The sequence below is a fragment of the Streptomyces sp. genome (genome assembly GCF_019510245.1).
GTDB lineage: Bacteria > Actinomycetota > Actinomycetes > Streptomycetales > Streptomycetaceae > Streptomyces.
This window is the reverse complement of record NZ_JAEKKT010000170.1, coordinates 13,312-33,359: the sequence shown is the minus strand read 5'-3', so window position 1 is coordinate 33,359 and position 20,048 is coordinate 13,312. Positions and strand designations below refer to the sequence as shown.

General features: G+C 68.1%; 16 protein-coding genes and 6 pseudogenes. 11 read left to right on the top strand and 11 right to left on the bottom strand.

Annotated features, from left to right (window positions below; genetic code table 11):
- Positions 1-742 precede the first annotated feature (742 nt).
- Positions 743-871, bottom strand: a pseudogene (locus tag JF597_RS33345) (DUF6207 family protein); the annotation flags it as partial.
- Between the two features lie 157 nt (positions 872-1,028).
- Positions 1,029-1,874: a DUF1206 domain-containing protein gene (locus JF597_RS33340; RefSeq protein WP_294003855.1), complete on the bottom strand. Its 846-nt coding sequence runs from the start codon at positions 1,872-1,874 to the stop codon at positions 1,029-1,031.
- A gap of 1,413 nt (positions 1,875-3,287) precedes the next feature.
- On the opposite strand from JF597_RS33340, the gene JF597_RS33335 reads away from it, so the two are divergent.
- Positions 3,288-4,733 carry an aldehyde dehydrogenase family protein gene (locus tag JF597_RS33335; RefSeq protein WP_294003852.1) on the top strand — a complete coding sequence of 482 codons (1,446 nt, stop codon included), beginning with the start codon at positions 3,288-3,290 and terminating at the stop codon, positions 4,731-4,733.
- An 832-nt stretch (positions 4,734-5,565) separates the two neighbouring features.
- Here the strand turns inward: JF597_RS33335 and JF597_RS33330 are convergent.
- Positions 5,566-6,315, bottom strand: coding sequence for an SDR family oxidoreductase (locus tag JF597_RS33330; protein WP_294003849.1), 750 nt, complete (start codon positions 6,313-6,315; stop codon positions 5,566-5,568).
- A 398-nt stretch (positions 6,316-6,713) separates the two neighbouring features.
- Between JF597_RS33330 and JF597_RS33325 the strand changes: the two genes are divergently transcribed.
- On the top strand, positions 6,714-7,301 hold the full coding sequence (locus tag JF597_RS33325) for a TetR/AcrR family transcriptional regulator (protein ID WP_294003846.1): 588 nt from the start codon (positions 6,714-6,716) through the stop codon (positions 7,299-7,301).
- Between the two features lie 617 nt (positions 7,302-7,918).
- The gene (locus JF597_RS33320; RefSeq protein ID WP_294003843.1) at positions 7,919-8,362 is read left to right on the top strand and encodes a VOC family protein; all 444 of its coding nucleotides are present in this window, start codon (positions 7,919-7,921) and stop codon (positions 8,360-8,362) included.
- A gap of 285 nt (positions 8,363-8,647) precedes the next feature.
- Here the strand turns inward: JF597_RS33320 and JF597_RS33315 are convergent, their stop codons facing one another.
- Positions 8,648-9,475, bottom strand: coding sequence for an alpha/beta hydrolase (locus JF597_RS33315; protein WP_294003840.1), 828 nt, complete (start codon positions 9,473-9,475; stop codon positions 8,648-8,650).
- Between the two features lie 367 nt (positions 9,476-9,842).
- Here JF597_RS33315 and JF597_RS33310 point away from each other — a divergent pair, with 367 nt between their 5' ends.
- The 4 genes and pseudogenes from JF597_RS33310 to JF597_RS33295 all read left to right on the top strand — a co-directional run bounded on the left by JF597_RS33310 (position 9,843) and on the right by JF597_RS33295 (position 13,497).
- Positions 9,843-11,330 (top strand): FAD-dependent monooxygenase, encoded by a 1,488-nt coding sequence (locus JF597_RS33310; protein ID WP_294003837.1) that lies wholly within the window; start codon positions 9,843-9,845, stop codon positions 11,328-11,330.
- Between the two features lie 461 nt (positions 11,331-11,791).
- Entirely contained in the window at positions 11,792-12,439 is a 648-nt protein-coding gene (locus JF597_RS33305; RefSeq protein ID WP_294003834.1) for a cysteine hydrolase, read from the top strand.
- Positions 12,440-12,454: 15 nt separating this feature from the next.
- Positions 12,455-12,939 (top strand): annotated as a pseudogene (locus JF597_RS33300) (transposase); the annotation flags it as partial.
- Between the two features lie 180 nt (positions 12,940-13,119).
- Entirely contained in the window at positions 13,120-13,497 is a 378-nt protein-coding gene (locus JF597_RS33295; protein WP_294003879.1) for an STAS domain-containing protein, read from the top strand.
- A 299-nt stretch (positions 13,498-13,796) separates the two neighbouring features.
- On the opposite strand, the gene JF597_RS33290 is transcribed toward JF597_RS33295, so the two are convergent.
- The 3 genes and pseudogenes from JF597_RS33290 to JF597_RS33280 all read right to left on the bottom strand — a co-directional run.
- A complete protein-coding gene (locus JF597_RS33290; protein ID WP_294003831.1) occupies positions 13,797-14,192 on the bottom strand; it encodes a DUF2267 domain-containing protein in 396 nt (131 codons plus the stop codon).
- Between the two features lie 98 nt (positions 14,193-14,290).
- A pseudogene (locus tag JF597_RS33285) lies at positions 14,291-14,721 on the bottom strand (Hsp20/alpha crystallin family protein).
- 207 nt (positions 14,722-14,928) lie between these two features.
- Positions 14,929-15,531 (bottom strand): annotated as a pseudogene (locus JF597_RS33280) (NAD(P)-binding domain-containing protein); the annotation flags it as partial.
- A 5-nt stretch (positions 15,532-15,536) separates the two neighbouring features.
- Here JF597_RS33280 and JF597_RS33275 point away from each other — a divergent pair.
- Entirely contained in the window at positions 15,537-15,719 is a 183-nt protein-coding gene (locus tag JF597_RS33275; protein WP_294003828.1) for a hypothetical protein, read from the top strand.
- Here the strand turns inward: JF597_RS33275 and JF597_RS33270 are convergent.
- Together JF597_RS33270 and JF597_RS33265 are read right to left on the bottom strand one after the other, a co-directional pair.
- Positions 15,716-15,991 (bottom strand): transposase, encoded by a 276-nt coding sequence (locus JF597_RS33270; protein ID WP_294003825.1) that lies wholly within the window; start codon positions 15,989-15,991, stop codon positions 15,716-15,718. The genes JF597_RS33275 and JF597_RS33270 overlap by 4 nt on opposite strands.
- A gap of 205 nt (positions 15,992-16,196) precedes the next feature.
- Positions 16,197-16,904, bottom strand: coding sequence for a TetR family transcriptional regulator (locus JF597_RS33265; RefSeq protein ID WP_294003822.1), 708 nt, complete (start codon positions 16,902-16,904; stop codon positions 16,197-16,199).
- A 91-nt stretch (positions 16,905-16,995) separates the two neighbouring features.
- On the opposite strand from JF597_RS33265, the gene JF597_RS33260 reads away from it, so the two are divergent.
- Positions 16,996-17,475 carry an SRPBCC domain-containing protein gene (locus JF597_RS33260; protein WP_294003819.1) on the top strand — a complete coding sequence of 160 codons (480 nt, stop codon included), beginning with the start codon at positions 16,996-16,998 and terminating at the stop codon, positions 17,473-17,475.
- A 69-nt stretch (positions 17,476-17,544) separates the two neighbouring features.
- Positions 17,545-17,806 (top strand): annotated as a pseudogene (locus tag JF597_RS33255) (DUF6233 domain-containing protein); the annotation flags it as partial.
- Positions 17,807-17,818: 12 nt separating this feature from the next.
- Here JF597_RS33255 and JF597_RS33250 read toward each other — a convergent pair.
- Both JF597_RS33250 and JF597_RS33245 read right to left on the bottom strand, forming a co-directional pair.
- Positions 17,819-18,211: pseudogene (locus JF597_RS33250) on the bottom strand (hypothetical protein); the annotation flags it as partial.
- Between the two features lie 5 nt (positions 18,212-18,216).
- A complete protein-coding gene (locus tag JF597_RS33245; protein WP_294003816.1) occupies positions 18,217-19,194 on the bottom strand; it encodes a GlxA family transcriptional regulator in 978 nt (325 codons plus the stop codon).
- Positions 19,195-19,331: 137 nt separating this feature from the next.
- Here JF597_RS33245 and JF597_RS33240 point away from each other — a divergent pair, with 137 nt between their 5' ends.
- Positions 19,332-19,970, top strand: coding sequence for an HD domain-containing protein (locus JF597_RS33240; protein WP_294003813.1), 639 nt, complete (start codon positions 19,332-19,334; stop codon positions 19,968-19,970).
- Positions 19,971-20,048: the final 78 nt, after the last annotated feature.

The window sequence follows — 20,048 nt, the reverse complement described above, 5'->3', positions numbered from 1 at the left end:
CTCGACGTCGGCCGGCACGGTCCTCCAGACACGGCCCTTGCGCATCGCGTACTCGCCGACGCCGACCGCACGCGGGACCGGTGGCTGGGGTCCGGGGAGAGCGCCGACGGGCCGTAGGACCGTGTTCCGGCCGGTCCTCGCCCCGAAGACGTCGGCCAGCCGGGCACCGGCGCGGCCGGCCAGGGCGAGGCCGACCTCCGCCAGCACCGACCGCATTCGTTCGGTGCACTGGCTGCACCGCCGGGTCAGGCCCGCGACCTGCCCGAGGAACGTCCGCCGCCCGCAGCAGACGTCTTCGCACGTGAAGCGCCGGACACGAAGCCGCAGCAGCACCCGCCGTCCCGCCACCGGGAGGCAGCGGGAAACCGCAGGTAAGAGCCGTGCAGCCGCCCGGACCAGCTCCCACCGCCCGGGCACCGAGCCCCCGCCGTCCGGCATCTGACACCGACTTGGATCACCTCGCCACCGTCCTGCACCCACGCCACACCGATCCCCGGATCCGCCAGGAAGACCAGCTCTTCCCGCTGGAGCACTACCTCGCGCACAGCCCAGAACCACCAGCCCGAACGAAGTCGGCACCGCCAGTTTCCAGACGATCCCGCCGAGACCTACAGCAAGGCCGCCACTCACAGAAAGCAGGCACATCACAGAAGTTGAGCCAGAGCCCCCGGCGGCTCCTGCACGCCAGCCACCGGCGACGTCGTGGTGGAGGTCGTGGCGGGCACCACCCGGCACGCGGTCCTCACCGCGGTGCACCGTCGCTGACCGATAGCGACACTGCTTCCGGCAGGGCGGGTACGGCCCACTGGCGCAGGTCCGGGTAACAGCGCAGCCGTACTCCGGGCCCGCCGACGTCCCGCGTGATGTGCTGTGCGGGCGACGCCGCTCAGCGTCCGGCGAGCAGCTGCCGCACGTCCCGACAGCCACGCCGCCACCCGGCTTGGACACCCCCACCAGCCGACCCCGTCTCAGCAGCCCGGCCTCTCCGGTGGGGGCGGCAGGCGGCCGCTCGGGGCGCCGGCCCGCCGTCAGACCTCGCGCCAGCGCGCGCTGGCCCAGGAAAAGGCCCCGAAGGACATGAGGCCGACCGCTATCAGCGCCAGCAGCCAGGGGCCCGCAGGAGTGTCGGCGAACGTGCGCAGGGTGTCGTCCATCCCCTTGGCCTCGCCGGGCCTGTGGCGGACGGCCGCGGCGATGGCGAAGCAGCCCGCGGTGGCGAAGACGGCGCCCCGGGCCGTACCGCCGAACATGCCGAAGAAGGACACGACCTTGCGCACCCTCTGCGACATGGCGGACATCCTGAGGTGCTTCTCGAACCTGCGCAGGAGGGCCCGGACGGCGATCCATATGCCGACGGCGGCCACCGCGGCGCCCGCCACGCCGACGATCCACTGACCGCCCGGCCAGGCAAGCGCCTTCGCCGTGACGTCCTGGGAGTTCTTGTCGGAACTGCCACTGCCGCTGCCCTTGTCCCCGGCCGCGTAGGAGAGCACGGAGTACGCGACGAATCCGTAGAAGCAGAAACGGCCCGCGGCCATCGCCCTTCTGCCCAGCTTCCCGCCGTCGGGGCCCGCCTGTCCGAAGACAGCCTCGGACAGCCGCCACAGAGCCATCCCCGCCAGGGCGATGCCGAGCAACCACAGCAGTACCGTCCCGAAGGGCTTCTGAGCGATTTCGGCGACCGCGCCACCCCGGTCGGCCTGTCTGCCCCCGCCGGTGAACGCGATCCGCAGCGAGAGAACGCCGATCAGTACGTAGATGACCCCGCGGCCGACGAAGCCCGCACGGGCCGCCGCCGCAACCGCTCTGCCGTTCGCCGCACGGTGAACCTGACCCAGTTGGCGTGCCGTTGCCGATGCCGATCCAGTAGCCATGTCCTACCGGATGCCCCCGAAGGACGATGCCATCCCGGCCGCCGGCCGGCGTCCTGCCAGGACACGCCGCCGGCAGGAAGCGGCGCTCGACCTCCCCAGGTGCCGCGCCGCTCCCCCACCAACTCACGTCGACTACCCACGGAATCCCGCACTACGCTCTGGACTCATCTACGTTCTCGGCCTCAAGCCAGATGATTACGTCCGTAACGGCTGCTCCGTAAGTGAAAGCGAATGCCCAGTACGACGGACCGAAAGGGGCTGTCCGGTACGGAGAGATCACGGAAATCCGCACCAACGCCATGAGCAGTGCACAGCCGGCCAGTCCGCTCGCTACAAAGCCCCCCCCCCCGGACCTCCGATCATTGCAAACCAAAACGTTCCCGGCCGCAACAGGCGGCGCAAATAGACTGCACCGACAGGAAGAAGATGCTTCGGCAGTCCGGGGTGCGTGAACAGCCTGAGGAGAAGGATTGACCCGAGGAGCACCCAGCAGATGAACCCGAACCCGAACATGAGCTCTGAAAGTCGTGTCCAGTTGAGGGCAGCCCCCCCGGCGGCGAGGAGGCCGCCGACAACGGCAGGCAGGAAGCACCCTGATGCCAGTCCACGAGTTTCATTTCCACGCGGATCCATGTCCCGGTCAGCCATCCGCCCAGAAAGACAGTGACAGAACACGCAATGAGGCAGATGTATGTACCGGCCGTTTCTGCGTACGGCCCGAGTGCGACCCCGAGGAGCATCGGAACGATCGGGACCAATGAGATGAAGGGGCCAGTGACTGGGTGCGTTAATTCTTTCCCTACGACGTCATCGGCGGAAAAGGCTGCCCACGCAAGCCGGCGAAGTCAGGACCCATAGGGCGCCGGCTCCCAGCCAGAGGGTGACTGCGGGCCACTCGGGCGGGTTCTCTGCGATGGCCGGAACCATGTGCGTCGAGTCCGCAGCGCACAGCCGCATGGAACACGGATTTCATGTCACCACCTTCACGGATGCGACAGCAGCCTTCGGTGGACGCCTTGCCTACGATGCCATGGCCTTGCGGTATCCGCGCATTTCGCACGCGACACTCAGCGTTGAGGAACTCCTTTCCGCAGTCCCGTCCGCGGGAGGCCAGTACGCGAGACATCAGCGCGTCGAGCAGGTTCCGCCGGGCAGGCACACCAGGACCGGATGGAAAGAACCAATGCAGCGACGAGATGAGCGGGGCCGGTCACCGGTGCCGTATCGAACGCAGACAACTGCGAGCCGTCGCCCGAAGGGCGGGCCACCGCGCTCAAGCCTACCTTCCGGCATACGCGTTCATGCGATCCCTACACGACGTACAAAACGTCTGCCACCTCGGCGGTCCTACGGTTTTAACTGCTGGCGGATACACGTCAGCGCACCTTCAGACGTAAAGGGCCGTGACCGGACATGATTCCCACCCGTACTTTCTGGCTCGCCGGTCGCGCGGCCAGTGGTGAGACGACCCTGGCTGTCAGCTCCCCCTGGACCGGGCAACTCATCGGAAAGGTCAGTGTTCCCACCGATGAGCAGGTCGAGGAGGCGGTGGCGTCGGCGTACGCCGTTCGCGACGAGTTCGCGGCTACCCCGGCATATGTGCGTGCCGCCGCGCTCGACCATGTGAGCAAGCGCCTCGCGGAGCGCAGCGAGGAGATCGCGCAGCTCATATCCGCGGAGAACGGAAAGCCGATCAAATGGGCTCGCGGCGAGGTCGGCCGTGCGGTGTCCGTGTTCAGGTTCGCCGCGGAGGAAGCACGCCGCTTCAATAGCGGCGAGGCTCAGCGGCTCGACACCGACGCCGGCGGCCGGGGCCGGCTCGCGCTCACCCGCCGCTTCCCGAAGGGCGTCGTGCTGGGGATCACGCCGTTCAACTTCCCGCTGAACCAATGTGCCCACAAAGTCGCCCCGGCGATCGCGGCCGGCGCTCCGATCATCCTGAAGCCGGCGCCCAACACTCCGCTCTCGGGCCTGATCATCGGTGACCTGCTTGCCGAGACCGGACTGCCGGCCGGTTCATGGAGCGTCCTTCCCGTCGCCGATGACCGGATGCCGGGACTGGTGCAGGACGAGCGCCTGCCCGTCATCTCGTTCACCGGCTCCGAGAGGGTCGGGTACGCCATCATGGACACAGTTCCCAGGAAGCACTGCACGCTGGAACTCGGCGGGAACGGCGCGGCCGTGGTGCTGGCCGACTGTGCGAGCGACGAGGATCTCGACTGGGCCGCCCAGCGTATCGCCGTGTTCTCCAACTACCAGGGCGGGCAGTCCTGTATCTCCGTACAGCGTGTCATAGCCGACGCCGCGGTGTACGACCGGCTGCTGCCGCGTATCGTCGCGGCCGTCGAGTCCCAGGTCACCGGGGACCCCTCGGACGACAGGACCGATGTGGGTCCTCTTGTCAGCGAGGACGCGGCATGCCGCGTCGAGTCGTGGGTCGACGAAGCCGTGGGCTTGGGGGCCACGCTGTATACGGGCGGCAAGCGCGAGGGAGCCTCGTACGCGCCTACGGTCCTCGCGGATGTTCCGGCAGATGCGACCCTGGCCTGCGAGGAGGTCTTCGGGCCAGTTCTCACGGTCCTCAAGGTGTCCAGTGAGGCCGAGGCTTTCGCCGCCGTGAACGACTCCAAGTACGGGCTGCAGACAGGCGTGTTCACACGCGACCTGCAGGCTGCCTTCCGGGCGCATCGGGCTCTGGAGGTAGGTGGAGTCGTGATCGGCGACGTGCCCTCCTATCGCGCCGACCAGATGCCCTACGGCGGGGTCAAGCAGTCTGGTGTCGGCCGCGAAGGAGTGAAGTTCGCCATGGCGGATTACACCTACGAGCGCGTGCTGGTCCTCACTGACCTTGCCCTGTAGGAGCAAGGCCCTCCCGTCAGATGCGGTGCCGGGCGCCGGCCGCCGGCCGCCGGTCGCGGAGGGCGGGCCGGCGCCGGACCCGAACTCGCCGCCGCCGGCCGACCTGCGGACCCGGCTGAGCACTTCGGCATCCTCTGGTCCGGTTCAGCGGGATGCGGACCGTAGGAGCCGCAGCAGTGCACGCCACGGCACACGACTCGTCAGCCGCGGTCTCCGGGCCGCCCGTTCTGTTTTCTCACGCGTCCTGTGCGGTGCGGATTTCGCCGTCACGTCCCTTCGGCGGGCGGCGGCCGCCCTCCTGGTGCTGCGGCTGCGCGGGTTCGTCCGCTCTGCACGGGCGTGGGTGACGGCCGCGAAGGAGGGCGGCGGTGGCGATCTGGCTCGCACGGCACCACAGGAGTGGGTCCGGCCGCCGGCGACCGGGCCCCACTCGTCTCGCCTGCACCGGCGCCGGCGCTCAGGAGCAGGCGTCTTCCCCATAGGCGCAGCCGCGGTCGTGCCGGCCGCCACCAGGGGCACGAGCGCCGGCGACGGGTGCTGTGTGCAGCGGCGGAGAGACTTGAGGCGGTTCGGGCCTGGGGTGCCCTGCCGGTGAAAGGCCCCGTGTCTTCTGCCGCTTCCGACGGCTGTATGACCTCAGCGGCTGCGGCGGCATGCCCGATCGTGGGCGCCGGCGCCGGCCAAGGCCGGCGGCGACGGCACTCTGGTGGTCATCTGTGCGTAGGGCGCCCGGCTGCACGCCCTCGGTCGACTCGTCGACTACGGGTGTGACCGCGGCGCGGTCACATTCTTGTCTTCGCCGGGACGCGCACAGCGCATCCTCTTGCGGCGATCAGATCTGGTTGAGTCCGCCGTCGACGAACAGCTCGGATCCGGTGACGAAGCTGCTCTCACTGCCGGCGAGGAACAGAGCGGCAGCTGCGGTCTCGTCCGGGTGTCCCATCCGGCCCAGCGGAATCTGGCTGGCGAAGGTGTCCCTCATCTTCGCGGCCTGGTCGGCGTCCGCGGCCAGGCCGGTGATGCCGGGGGTGACGATCGGGCCGGGAACCAGGGTGTTCACCCGGATCGCGCGGCCGCTGAGCTCGTTGGCCCAGGTGCGGGAGAAGGAACGGACCGCGGCCTTGGACGCGGCGTACACGCCGAAGGCGGCGGCACCTGAGGTGGCGGCAGTCGATCCGGTCAGGATCACCGAGGCGCCGTCGTTGAGCAGCGGAACGGCCTTTTGAACGGTGAAGAGCATGCCGCGCACGTTGATGCCGAAGGTGGCGTCGAAGTGCTCCTCGGTGACCTGCTCAAGAGTGGCGAACTCGCCGCCGCCCGCGTTGGCGAACAGGACGTCGACGCCTCGGCCTCGCTCGGCTACGGCCGCGTAGAGGCGGTCGATGTCCGCGAGGTTCGCGACGTCGCCCCTGACGGCGGTGGCTTCTGCGCCGATCTGGGCCAGCGCGGCGTCGAGGGCCTCCTGCCGGCGGCCGGTGATGAACACGTGTGCGCCCTCTCGTGCGAATCGCTTGGCGGTGGCCAGTCCGATTCCGCTGTTGCCTCCGGTGACGACCGCCGTCTTCCCGTCAAGCTGTCCCATGATCGTTTACTCCTGTCCGGTGCGAACGCCAGATGCCGCGCACCGTGTGTCACTGCGGGGTTACAGCCCGGAACGTGCGGTTCCGGACCCACTTATGGACTGTACGGTAAAGAACCAAGTTATGGACCGCCCGGGCAAGAACGTGACCGCATCCACACCCCGGCGCACTCGCGGGCGGGCCGGCGCCGGCCCGCCCGCGAGTGCGCCGGGAAGGGCTCCGCCCGGCAGCCGTGCACCACGCACCCCCGCCATCGCGCGGCCTGCCCGCCTGCGTGGCGGCGGCGGAGAGACCGCCGGGGCCTCCCCCGGCCGTACCCGGCGCCGGGTACGGCCGGGGGAGGCCCCGGCGTACCCCGCAATCTGGACCGGTAGGTCAAGAAGAACGTATGCTCCTGGACATGGGACGACCGCGGAACTTCGACGAGAACCAGGTGCTGGAGTCTGCGCGCGAGCAGTTCTGGAACCAGGGCTACGCGGCTACGTCACTGCAGGACCTGACGGACGCCACGGGACTGGGCAAGGGGAGCCTTTACGGGGCCTTCGGCGACAAGCGGCAGCTGTTCCTGCACGTGCTGGACGGCTACCGCGACGAACAGCTCAAGGGCGTCCGGGCGGTCCTCACGGGGCCCGGTACGGCCTTCGAACGCCTGACCCTGCTCGTCGAGGGGGTGGCCAAGGGATTCACGCAGGACCCGCAGCGGCGCGGCTGCCTTCTGGTCAACAGCACGTCCGAGCTGCACAGCAATGATCCGGATGTCGTCTCCCGGGCCCGGACCAGCTATCAGGCGGTCGAGGACCTTCTGATCGCCTGCGTGAAGGAAGCCCAGGACGAGGGGGCGGTCGAACCGGACGCGGACGCCCAGGAGCTGGGGCGGCTGCTCCTCGCGGTCATGCAGGGCATCGAGTTCCTCGCCAAGACCGGCATGGACGGATCAGCCCTGCTGCAGACAGGCCAGGCCGCCCTCAAGCAGCTGTCCCGGCACTGACCCTCCCGCCACACCCGCGGGCCGGCGCCTTCCAGCGGGTGATGCGCCGGCAGGCGGGGACCCTGGTGCGCCTGCCCGAGCCGGCCGGCGGGCATCCAGCGCACCCGCCCCACGAACGCCCCCCACGCGCGCGGCCCGGGCGCGGCCCGGCTGCGGGTGCACCGGCGCGGTTGACGGCCCGCCCCTCTCGCCATGCCCGTGAGCAGGCTCTCCGGCCGCCCAGCCGCGTCATCGACGGCGCCTCGACGCGGGCCGGACGGCGCCTTGGCGGCCGACGACACCGGAGCGTCGCCCACAGGCCCCGGAGGCGAGGACTCCAGCTGCCCGCGTCCGCGCAGTACCGCGGCCGCGCCTCTCCTGCGCAGGCCGGCGGCCGGTGATTGATCACCGACTTCGCGATGCACCCGAAGAGGACACATGTTCTTGACTGAATGGTCCATAAGACCTACCTTTGAGCCATGGCCCGTGGATTCGCTCCTGCAAGTGGCATTGGGCCGACAGCAGATGGGCACAGACCGTTTCCGCTGCTACGGCCGAGAGAAGCCGGGCGGGACCGGGCGAGGACCTCGCGTACCCAACCGCAAACCACTGCACATGCTCAACGAAAAGTGATCACCATGACCACCGCTGCCCAGCCGCCCTTCACCTACAGCCTTCACAATGTGACGATTTCCGTCAGTGACCTCGACGCGTCGATCCAGTGGTGGAACCGGGTCTTCGGCCTCACCCTGCTGGCGAGGTCCCGCTTCGACGCCATCGGGGCGGACGTCGCCTTCCTGGAAGGTCCCGGGTTCCGGCTCGAGCTCCTCCAGCCCGCGGACGGCGTGCGGATCCCCGAACTGACGGCAGAGCCCCCCGCGCACATCCGCCCGATCGGCACCAAGGCCCTGGTCTTCCGCGTCGAGGACCTCGCCGGCGCGACCCGCACCTTCCGCGATCTGGGCGTGAGGACCGTCTGGGAGCAGATGGACCTCGGCGACGGCAGCATCTCGACCGCGATCCGTGACAACGACGGAAATCTCATCAACGTCTTCCAGCAGGGCGCAAGCCCGATCGGCTGACACAGCCGACCGATCGCGCTCCGTCCATCCACGGGGCACAGGACCGCACGCCCGAAGCGGAGACGGCGCACGATCGCCCTCTCCGCCAAAGCGCCGCCATCCGCCAAAACTGCACAGCGCAGGGCTGCGACCGCCGGCCGGCGAAACCCCGCATGCGCCCAAGGCCCGCGGTCTGTCAGGCGGCGCGCGTCCCGCCCGACGGCCGGCCGCAGCGCCGCTTTCGAATGGTGCCCCGGCCGGCGGCGGTGCCGGCGGATGTCCCGTTCCCCGGGGTGCGGGCCGCCGCTAACCGCGCGCGAACTCAAGCAGGTCCCTGTTGAAGATCTCGGCGTACTTGGGCACCATCGCAAGGCCATGCGGTGCGCCCTCGTAGACCTTGTACTGCGCACCCTTGACGAGCTTCGATGATTTGGCGCCCGCGGAGACGATGGGGACGATCTGGTCGTCGTCGCCATGCACGATCAGGGTCGGCACATCGACCTTCTTCAGGTCCTCGGTGGTGTCCGTCTCGGAGAACGCCTTGACGCAGTCGTAGGCGCCCTTGATGCCGACCGTCATGCTCCAGAGCCAGAACTCGTCACGCGTTCCCTGGGAGACGGTCGAGCCCTCACGGTTGGCACCGTAGAACGGGGCGCTGAGGTCCTTGTAGTACTGCGAGCGGTCCGTGAGCACACCCTGGCGGATCTCGTCGAACACCCCGATCGGCAGGCCCTCGGGGTTGGCTTCCGTCTTCAGCATCAGCGGCGGGATCGCACCGAGCAGGACCAGCTTGGCCACCCGCGCCGTACCGTGCCGGCCGATGTAGCGGGTGACCTCGCCGCCGCCGGTGGAGTGCCCGACCAGAATGACATCGTGCAGGTCCTCGGCTTCGATGACCGCGGCCAGGTCGTCGGCGTAGGTGTCGAGGTCGTTGCCCTCCCAGGGCTGACCGGAACGGCCGCCACCACGCCGGTCGTGGGCGACGGCACGGAATCCGTTGTCCGCCATGAGCTTCATCTGCGGGTCCCAGGCATCGGCAGTGAGCGGCCAGCCGTGGGAGAACACGACGGGCTGGCCCGAGCCCCAGTCCTTGTAGAAGATCTGCGTGCCGTCCCCGGCGGTGGCGAAGGGCATGGTTGCGCTCCTCTCGAGGTCCGTTCGCGGGCCCCCAACGCCACGCCCTGCGCGGATGTGACGGAAACGGCACCGCATTCGGTCAACATAAGCGCGGAGCACCGATTCAGCGCGCCGGGAACCACCGCTCCGCCATGAGCGGGACGGCCCATGCCCGACAGGCGAGGAAGAGGCCCCTCTCGTACGGTGGTCCACACGACATGCTGCGGGCACCTGCACGGTCAGGAGAAGCCACACGGGTTACGCCACCCAAGTGAACTCCCCGGACGCCTCCACTCACCCGCCCAAACCCGCACCGCCCGCAGCAGACGGCAGCCCGGTCATCACCCGCCGTACCGCTCGTTCAGTCGCAAGCAAAGGACAGAACATGAGATCCGACGTTGACGTGCTGGTCGTCGGTGCCGGTCCAGCAGGGCTGCTGCTCGCAGGCGACCTGGCAGAAGCCGGAGTGCCCTGCACCGTCGTGGAACGGCGGGAAGGCGAATCCCGGCTGACACGCGCATTCGCCGTTCACGCCCGAACGATGGAGCAACTGGACGCCCGCGGCCTGGCCGACGACCTGCTGCTGACCGGCCTGCGCAACCCGGTCCTGCAATTCCTGCGGATCGATCTCTCGCACCTGCCCACGCGCTACCCCCACGTCCTCGTGACACCCCAGTACAACACCGAGCGGCTGCTCCTGGCCCGCGCCCTGGACCACGGCGTGCACATCATGCGGGCCCACGAAGTCACCGGCCTCCAGCAGGACCCCACCGGCGTCGACGTCACCATGAAGACACCAGCCGGCACCGAACACCGCCTGCGCGCCAACTACGTCGTCGGCGCAGACGGACGCAACAGCTGCGTACGCCAGTCCCTCGGCCTGCCGTTCCCCGGCCGCTCCGCCGTCCGCTCCATGATGCTCGCAGACGTCCGCATGGCCGACCCGCCGAACAAGCCGCCCACCGTGGCCGCTATTGGAGACGCCTTCGCCATCGTCGTCCCGTTCGGCGACGGCTGGTTCAGGGTCATGGCCTGGAATCGCCACCACCCCATGCCCGACACCGCACCGGTCGACCTGGAAGAAATCAAAGACGTCGCCCGCCAGGCACTCGGCAGCGACTTCGGCATGCACGACCCCCGCTGGCTCTCCCGATTCCACAGCGACGAACGCCAGTCCCCCCGCTACCACGTAGGCCGCGTGTTCCTCGTCGGCGACGCCGCACACGTCCACTCCCCCGCCGGCGGCATGGGCCTCAACACCAGCATCCAGGACTCCGCAAACCTCAGCTGGAAACTCGCAGCCGTCCACCGCGGCCGCGCACCAGACACCCTGCTCGACAGCTACCACGACGAACGCCACCCCGTGGGACACCGGGTCCTCAGGATGAGCGGCGCACTGCTCCGCGGCGTCCTCACCACACCACGGGCACTGTGCGGCCTGCGTGACCTCTCAGCACGCACAGTGCTGCAAACCCCGCCAGTAGCCAGACGACTGGCCATGGCAATCTCAGGAATCGACATCGCCTACCCCGCACCCGCCGGCGCACACCCCCTCACCGGCAAACGAGCACCCGACATCCCCCTCACCGACAAACGCAGACTCTACGAAGCCCTCCGCGCCCGACGATTCGTCCTCATCACCCCACCCGACACCGCACACCTCCCCCCACTCACCACACAGTGGGATGGCGAGGTGGAGATCGTATCCCCCAACGGCACCACCAAAAAAAGCGTCCTCGTCAGACCAGACGCCTACATCGCATGGGCCACCACAGACAAATCACCCGAACGTCACACCGACGCGGTCCGCCAAGCACTAACCCAATGGTGCGGCCCACACAACGCCCACTCCCGAACCCCCCCACCGCACTAGCGATGGTTTGTTGACGCTCTGCTTCACGGCCTACTTCTGCACGAACCCGCCGTCGACAAACCACCGGACACGGCCAGAGGTGCTTCTCACACATGACTCACTCTGTCCGACGCTGGGCGGCGAGGCGGAGTGCGGCCAGGCCCTTGGACGTGTGCGGTGCGTAGATGGCGTGCTTGTCGGGGGCGGTGAGGCGGCCCGTAATAGTCCGCATTCCCAGTCCGACACACTGTGGTCGGAAGGCGTGGGCAAGGAATCCGGCTCGACGGCCACCCGGCGGAAGAGGTCCTGCGGGGAGGTCCAGGTGCAGCCCCGTGTCGTCGTGGCCGATTACTTTCCCGGGGACGATGACGGGCGGACCGAAAGAGACCTCGCACAACCGGAACGGAATGCAGCTCGGAAGGGAATCCGCTGTACCGACTATTTGTAACACCAGTGGTGTGTCATCGCGTGAGGAGCGTCAGGTGGAAATCAAGAAGATCGACACGGCGGTTGTGTTCATCGACCCACAGAACGACGTGCTGAGCGAGGACGGGGCGAACTGGGACGCGGTGGGAGCGAGCGTCACAGAGAACAGAACAGTCGAGAACATGGAAAGAATTTTCGAGGCGGCGAAGGCGGGCGCATATGAGGTCTTCATCTCGCCGCACTACTTCTACCCGACCGACAGCGGATGGCGAATGAACGGGCCGCTCGAGACGAGCGAACTCGAGACCCACACCTTTGCACGAACGGGGCAGCTCGATCTAACCGGGTTCCGGAACTCCGGGGCAGACTGGCTGGACCGCTTCAAGCCTTATATCGAAGACGGCAGAACAGTGGTCGCCAGCCCGCACAAGGTATTCGGACCGGAAACCAACGACCTCGTACTGCAACTGCGCAAGCGGGGCATGCAAAGGATTATTCTTGGCGGGATGCTGGCGAACATGTGCGTCGAGTCCCACATGCGTCACCTCATTGAGGAGGGTTTTGAGGTCGCCGTGGTCAGGGATGCAACTGCTGGACCCCGACACCCGGTCTGGGGCGACGGGTATCAGGCGGCAATCATCAACTACCGTTTCTTCGCACATGCGTTGCTGTCGACCGACGAAGTGCTCGACAGAATGGATTGAGGAGCTTACGGCCTGGAAATTGCGGTCTCGTCCGTCCGCAAGGCCATCGCCGACAAGGTCCCGTTCGCCTGGGTGACCGCGGATGCCGCCTACGGCTTCAGCAAGGGCTGGCGATACGAACTCCAGCAGGCCGACGTCTTCCACGTCATGGCCACCACCCGGCACGACACCGTCTCACCCGCTGGTCGATCGACCACCCCGTCCACGACCTGTTCCCCGGCCTGCCCCGGCAGAAGTGGAAGCACCGTTCCTGCGGCGAGGGAGCCCACGGCCGGCGGATCTACGACTGGGCCCACGTCGAGGTCAGGCCCTTCCACTGCGAGGACCGCCGGCACTGGGTCATCGCCCGCCGCAGGGTCGGCAGGCCCAAGCAGACCTCCTACCACCTCGCCTACTGCCCCGCCGAGACGACGCTGGACGAACTCATCCGCATTGCCCGGAGCCGGTGGGCGGTTCAGGAATACTTCCGGACGGCGAAGCAGCAGTGCGGCCTGGACGAATCACCCCCTCACCAACCGGCAGCCCCCGCCCATCGACCATGGCTCGGACGGCACCGTACGGCACGGTGGGCAGCCTCGTGCGGGCCTGTGGATAACTCGGTGCGCGCGGGCCCGACGGGGTGCCGCTTCGACCCTGAGGACCTCTCGCGTGCACACGATCTTCACGGCATACTCACCAGCATGAGTTCCGGAAGCGGCGGTGAGGGCAGGGAGCCAGATCCGACTACGGCGCATGCGGCATCGTTGCCTCGCCTCGAACAGCACGAGGAGGGTGATGCGTGGGTGGTGGCCCTCTTCGGCGCCTTCGATCTGAACTCGGTCCCGGCCCTGTCGGAGGCACTGGAGAGCGGAGCTCGGGCGCACGCCAAGGTGGTGGTGGACGCCGGCGGCCTTACCTTCGCGGATTCGACCGTCCTGAACGTGCTGCTGAGCTTCAACCGGAGGGCCGTGCTGCGGGTGGCCAGGCCCGCGACAGCGCTCGCGAGGGTCCTGAATCTGACGGGCGCGGACATCGTCCTGGACGTCCGGGCGACGGTGGAGAACGCAGTCGCCGGCTGAGGGGCAGGCGTCATGCCTTCGATTGCGGCACCCAGGCTGGACCTCGACCAGTTGCTCGTCGGTGCAGTCGGCGTCCTCCAGGCGCTGCTTCTGTCTCTCCCCGCTGACCGCGTCGTACGCGATGACCGCGTCGTACGCGACGGCCGACGCACGGTGTACCCCTTCGCTGTCAGCCCAGAGGAGCCCTTCTCCAGCCTCTGCTCGTATGCCGGCCGCCGGACGGTGCGTGCCGGTCGGAGATCACTGGAGTGGTTGCCTTTCCTGTGCGAGCGGTGTTCGGGCATCGGGGTGCGGGATGGTCAGGTGGGCTGGGGTCGGCCGAAGAGCAGGTCGTAGCCGACGGGGAGCTGGAGCAGGATCTGGCCCAGCAGAACCTCGCCGGCGGCGTCGGCGACGGTGGACAGTACGGCGCTGACGTCCCAGGCCGCGGTCTGCTCGGTGGCGCCTTCGATCCACGCGGCGGTGGCGCGGACGAACCGCTCCGGGGGCAGCGGCTCGGCGCTCTGCAGCGGGTTGAGCAGGATCAGGGCGAACGCCTCAGGCAGCCGCGCCGCCAGCTGGGCACGGACGTCGCCGACCAGGTGTGCGCCGAGGAGGGCCAGCACCACACGGGCTGCACGCTCGGCTTCCTCCAGAGTGTGGTATTCGCCGCGTTCCTTCACGTGGCCGAGGAACGCTTCACGTCGCAGAGTCATCTCGGCAAGTCACCCCTTCTTCATCGGACTGCCCACGGGGTGCGGAGAGCAGCTGTGGGGGAGATCAGGTGCCGCCCTCCGCACCCGTGCGGCCGGTGTCAGCCGGAGATCTCCTGGCGGCCGGATCCAACGCCGATGGAGATCTTGCGGGGCTTGGCCCGCTGGGTGATCGGGATCCGCAGGGTCAGCACGCCCGCGTCGAAGTCGCCCTGGATGTGCTCGGTGTCGAGGGTGCCGGCGAGCACGACCTGGCGGGAGAAGACACCCAGCGGCCGCTCGGACAGCTCCATCTGCACGTCGTCGGCCTTCGCCACCGGCCGCCGCTCGGCCTTGACGGTGAGCGCGTTCCGCTCGACGTCGATGTCGATCGCGTCCGCGGGAACGCCCGGAAGGTCGAAGGCCACCACATACTCGTCGCCCTCGCGGTAGGCGTCCAGCGGCATCGTCGACGGGCGGGACCAAGTGCCCGGCCCATCGGCTGCTGCGCCAGCCGGTCCGGCTCACGGAAGAGGTCAGTGCGCATCAACATCGTCAAAGCACCTCCATCCAGTCCAGGCAGTTGCTGCCAATGCTCCTCACTGACACCATTGAACATGTCATCCAATGGATGACAAACATGATGTCGTCCATATGATGACAATGAGAGAGGTGTTAGAGACCGCAGCCGACCAGCCCTCCACGACGAGTACGAATGCCCTCGGAAGGCCTTCTCGGCGTCTTCTGGTTCTTCGTGTGTCGGTCCGGCGCCGCAGGCCAGCGGGGGTGCGATTGCTTGGGCACAGGCCTTCTCGTCGAGCCAGAGCCCGATGAAGGGCGCAGCGGTGGCTTCCAGGAGTCCCGCTCGTTCGCGACCAGCGCCGGCCCTGGGCTCGCAGCCGAGCCGCTGCACCAACCGGTGTACAAGCGCGAGGGCCGTTCGCCTCCGCAGACCGGAACGGCCAGTGGCCGCCCGTCGAAGATGGGCGGCGTCATGCGCCACACGTCCTCATGGCAGAGATTGAACGCCTTGACCACATGAGTTGTCGGTGCCGCAGTACCCAGTTGTTGTGCGGCCGAAAGTCCGCGCTGTATCAGCAGCCGGAAGCCCGGACCGACCGGATGGGAACAGTCGATCAGCACCTTGCCGTCCAGGGCCGTCCGCAGTTCCCACGCCCCGCTCGCCCCCGGGCCGAAGGGCAGCGCGGCCACCACCTGCCCGAACTCGGCCCGCCTCACGCAGACTGGCCGGCTTCGCGGTGCCCCCGAGACGCGTCGCGAGCCGCTCCGCCTCGTGCACGTCCCGTCCTCCGACGACCACGTCGTGCCCAGCCCGCACCCAGTGAGTGGCGAGCGCATTCACGGCGCGTGCGCGCCTGGTCGGCGATGGCGAAGGCGTCCTTCGCGTTTCCCGTCGCCCCGGTAGGAGCCGGAGGCGTGGTGGACGGTGCGGCCGGGGACGTAGACAACCTGCTGCTCGCGGCCGGTCAGCAGCGCGATCATCGGGGCGGCCTCGCCGCGTTGAGGTCGATCGCCCAGATCACAGGCTAGTGCTCACTGAGCGCGAGGACATAGGCGATCAGCTGGAGCAGTACAGTCTCGTCGGTGGCCACCCGCCGCGACAGCTTTCGCTTGCCGTCTGCGTCGATCACCACACCGTGATGCTCGGTCTTGCCCGCGTCCGTACCAGCCCAGAGTTCGGGCACCCCACCTCCGAAATCGCTCCTGCACTTGTCCGAGCAGACGACCTCGCCAGCGCGTCCTTGCCAAGCGATCTTGTCGCGCCCAGCCCAATGAGTGGTCGAGTCGTCGCGGGATGCCACGCGGCCAATCGTTTCAGCCACCCGGGAGGCTGGAGACACGTAGCCGCACCCGAGTCACGAACTCGCGCCACCTGACGGCACACCAGCCAAGTACCCACGAACGCGCCTCTGACCAGCAGGAATATCGAACTGCAACTGGAGTATCAGGACTCCAGTCGTAGATCGTGATCCGTTGGGGTTCTCACGCGATCCGTGGCTGAGCACGTCAGCGGGCCGGAGCCGCGCCTTCGAACGAGGTCAGGCCGGTGTCGATGAGCTTGGCTGCGCGGCGGACATCGGCGGTCACTGCCTCATGAATCTGCGTTGCCGTGCGGGCGGCGTCCAGATGTCTCCCTAGGCTTTGGAACTGGATGGACCACAGTCCGAGCAGGGCAGTTGCCGCGATCTGCGGTTCCGGGTCGTCCGGGCTTCTGCGCGCCCGCCGGGCCAGCACCTCGGCTGCTGCGGTGACGAGCCGGTCGGTCATGTCCCGGTGGTAGGCCCTCAGTGAGGGCGTGGACCTGGTCAGTGCGCCGAAGCGCCTGATCATGGCGACGGCCTGGTTGGGGTCGTCCTGCGCGGCGATCCAGGAGGTCATGGCCCGCAACTCATCCGAGAGAATCCGCAGCGCCGCCTCGACCGCAGAGTGGTCCGTGTCGGCCAGACCGGCCCGCAGAGCAGTCATCGTGGACTCGCCTCGGTCCAGGATGAGCGATTCCTTGGTGGGGAAGTAGTTGAAGACCGTCTTCTCCGAGACTCCGCAGGCCCGGGCGATCTCCGATACGCGGACGGCATCGAAGCCGCGCTCCAGGAACATCTCGGTGGCGGTGTCGGACAGGCGTTGCCGCAACAGACGCTTCTTCTGCTCCCGCAGTCCTTCGGCCTGGGGCACCGCTGTCTGCGGGCGCCATGCCGTCCAGTCCACCGTGCTCATGGCGACAGAGTAGTGCAGCAGCAATACACTTACTGCTACTGTAAATTTTCAGTGACTGTACATTTCGCTGCTTGATCGTTTCGGGAGCCCCATGAGCGCCATCCACATCGTCCGCGACTACCCGCACTCCCCCACCAAGGTCTGGCACGCCGTCACCACCCCCCGGCTCATACCGCTATGGACAGCCACCGGGGCCGGGGCACGCCCAGAAGGATTCACCACCACCGTCGGCGCCCGGTTCCGGTTCATCGCCAAGCCCAAGCCCGGCTGGAGCGGCATCGTCGACTGCGTCGTACTGGAGGTGGACAAGCCCCGGCTGCTGCGCTACTCGTGGACCGACCATGGCGGCAGCGAGACCACCGAGGTTGCCTACCGCATCGAACCCCATGGCAGAGGAACGCGCTTCACCTACGACCACACGGGCTTCACAGGTGCAGGCGGGCTCCTGATGACCCAGATCCTGGGTCACGTCCGGCGGAAGATGCTGCGCGTTGGCCTGACCGCCGTGCTGAACGATCTGGACGAGGACGGCAAACTCCGTCCCGGAAGCACTCTCCAACCCAAGACCTGACGGGCACGACCTGACCACGGGCGCACAGAACGAGGCCGACGAGTACCGCGTCCACGACCCGGCCGGCCGCCGCCGTCGACGGTGCGCGAGATCCTCGGGCCCCGCCGGCCGACGGGCTGGGTGCTGCAGGAACCTGGCGGCGGTCACGGTCCCGGCCGGGGCGTCGTCGCACGCCGTCGACTGTGAGGAAGCGCCCGACGGGGCGCCCCCGCTGCCCCTGGACCAGGCACCGGACGCGGCGGAGCGCCCGGGCGTCCGCCTGTGTTCTCCGCGCGGCGCCGCGGCCGAGCTTGACCCGGTCCTGAAGGGCTTCGACCACCAATTCGGGTGAGGGTGCGCAGGGTCAGCTGTCAGCGGTCCGCGACGCGATGAGCCGGTTGGTGAGCTCCACCGTTCCGAGGTACCACCAGAAGATGCGGTTGGCGATCTCGAACAGTGCCCCCTCATCCTTGCCGAGCCGCCCTTTGAGCAGGGCGCGGCGTTCCTCGAGGATGCCTGCGAGGGTGACGATGGCCGACCGCTTGCCCTCCACCGTCGTGTCCCGGCCGTGGAACAGGGCGATCGCGTGGCGGACCCGGGTCGTGATGTCGGGGGCGCTGTCGCTGAGCGCGCGGTGCACCAGCGCGCTGCGGGCGTCGTCGGTGATGGCGACCAGGCGCCCGAGGTCCTCGCCTTCGGCAACCAGTTCGTACTCGATGCCGGCCTCGCGCAGCAGCTCGTTGACCTTGCCCCGATATCGGCTTACTGCTGCCCCTCGTCGGCTCGGCGCGCTGTGCTGAAGCGGCGCTGATAGGCGGCGGGGCTGAGCGACAATTCCCTCACGAAAACTCTCCGCATACTCTCGTAATTCGGGAATCCGGCAAGGGACGCCGTCTGCGTCGCGGTATGCCCCTGGTCGAGTAGAGCTTTCGCCATGTCGAACCGGATCATTTCCACGTACCGGGCCGGCGTGGTGGACAGCTCTTCGCGAAAGAGCCGCGTGAGATGCCGAGGGCTCACATTGAGGTGCTTGGCGAGTTCGCCGAGTGAGTGGTTTCCCCCGGGATTCGCCGTGATCACGTCGATGATTCTGCGGAGGGCCGGGGATCGGGGCGGCGGTCCCTGCAGTGAGGCGGAGAATTGTGACTGGCCGCCCGAACGCTGCAAATAGACCACCAGGGCGCGGGCGACGTCGCGGGTCAGATCAGGGCCGTGATCCTCCTCGACGAGTGCCAGTGCCAGGTCGATGCCGGCGGTCACGCCCGCCGAGGTGTAGGTGGTGCCGTCACGGACGTAGATCGCGTCGGGTTCGACGCGGCTGGCCCGGCAGCGGGCGGCGAGCTCGTGCGCGACCTTCCAGTGCGTGGTCGCGCGCTTGCCGTCCAGGAGGCCGGCGGCGCCGAGGATGAATGCTCCGGTGCAGATGGACGCGACCCGGGCGGCCCGGACCGCCAGCGTTCGCGTGGCCTCGACCAGATCACGGGGCACAGGTGTGCGCGGGTAGAGGTCTGCGCCGGCCACCAGGAACGTGTCAGGAGCAGGCTCCGTGGCGGCGGCGTCGACCGCGATGCGGATCCCGATGGACGAGGTGACATCGGCACCGGTCGGTGAGACCAGCGCGATCGTGTAGTCGGCACCGAGCCGGTTCGCTTCCCCGAACACCTCCGCGGGGCCGACGACGTCAAGGAGTTTGACCCCGTCGTAGACGAGGATCGCCACCCGATGCGCGGCGGAGCCCACAGTCCCGCTGCCCCCCTGTCCGGATTCGGGTGACTCATGGCCGGACCGAGGGAGCGCCGGACGCCGGGTGGTTGGCACTGTGGAAGACGAACGCACCGTCCATTCGTAACACACCGATATCGGAAGGAGCAGAGGTCATGAGCGAGATCATCGCGGGGGTGGAGATTCCTGAAACGGCGGCAGCCGCCGAGGCCACCCGCCTCATGCAGGAGATGACCAGCCCCCTCATCTACCACCACTCCCGGCGCGTTTTCGTCTTCGGCGCGATGCATGCTCACAGGCTCGGCCTGGAGCCCGACCCGGAGCTTCTCTACCTGGCCGCCATGTTTCACGACACCGGCCTCTTGACGCCGTTTTCCGACGTGGAGCAGCGTTTCGAGGTCGATGGAGCCGACCACGCACGCACGTTCATGCTCGGCCGCGGTTTCCCGGCCACGGCCGCCGACGTGGTGTGGACGGCGATCGCGCTGCACACGACCCCGGGAATTCCCGGGCGGATGGGCCCGGAGATCGCCATCACGAATCTGGGGGTTCTGACCGACGTGCTCGGACTGGGCCTGAACGAGCTGGACCACAGCCAGGTGGACGAGATCACCGCCGTCCATCCGCGGGGTGACTTCAAGAACGAGTTTTTGCAGGCCTTCGTCGACGGACTCAAGCACCGCCCGGAGACCACGAACGGAACCGTGAATTCGGATGTGCTGGAGCATTTCATTCCCGGCTTCCAGCGCACAACCACGGTCGAGCGCATCATGGGCGCTCCCTGGCCGAGCTGATCAAGGCGCCATAAAACGTGATGAGACGTGTGAGTGGCCCTCGCGACGAGCGTCGTCTCGGGCGAGGTGCGGCCTTCG

Excerpts from the sequence above, each read along its gene's own strand:
- JF597_RS33340 (WP_294003855.1), bottom strand. The coding sequence starts at position 1,874 with ATGGCTACTGGATCGGCATCGGCAACGGCACGCCAACTGGGTCAGGTT.
- JF597_RS33295 (WP_294003879.1), top strand. The coding sequence starts at position 13,120 with ATGAGTTCCGGAAGCGGCGGTGAGGGCAGGGAGCCAGATCCGACTACG.
- JF597_RS33330 (WP_294003849.1), bottom strand. The coding sequence starts at position 6,315 with ATGGGACAGCTTGACGGGAAGACGGCGGTCGTCACCGGAGGCAACAGC.
- JF597_RS33335 (WP_294003852.1), top strand. The coding sequence starts at position 3,288 with ATGATTCCCACCCGTACTTTCTGGCTCGCCGGTCGCGCGGCCAGTGGT.
- JF597_RS33320 (WP_294003843.1), top strand. The coding sequence starts at position 7,919 with ATGACCACCGCTGCCCAGCCGCCCTTCACCTACAGCCTTCACAATGTG.
- JF597_RS33310 (WP_294003837.1), top strand. The coding sequence starts at position 9,843 with ATGAGATCCGACGTTGACGTGCTGGTCGTCGGTGCCGGTCCAGCAGGG.
- JF597_RS33265 (WP_294003822.1), bottom strand. The coding sequence starts at position 16,904 with ATGAGCACGGTGGACTGGACGGCATGGCGCCCGCAGACAGCGGTGCCC.
- JF597_RS33260 (WP_294003819.1), top strand. The coding sequence starts at position 16,996 with ATGAGCGCCATCCACATCGTCCGCGACTACCCGCACTCCCCCACCAAG.
- JF597_RS33325 (WP_294003846.1), top strand. The coding sequence starts at position 6,714 with ATGGGACGACCGCGGAACTTCGACGAGAACCAGGTGCTGGAGTCTGCG.
- JF597_RS33290 (WP_294003831.1), bottom strand. The coding sequence starts at position 14,192 with ATGACTCTGCGACGTGAAGCGTTCCTCGGCCACGTGAAGGAACGCGGC.
- JF597_RS33315 (WP_294003840.1), bottom strand. The coding sequence starts at position 9,475 with ATGCCCTTCGCCACCGCCGGGGACGGCACGCAGATCTTCTACAAGGAC.
- JF597_RS33240 (WP_294003813.1), top strand. The coding sequence starts at position 19,332 with ATGAGCGAGATCATCGCGGGGGTGGAGATTCCTGAAACGGCGGCAGCC.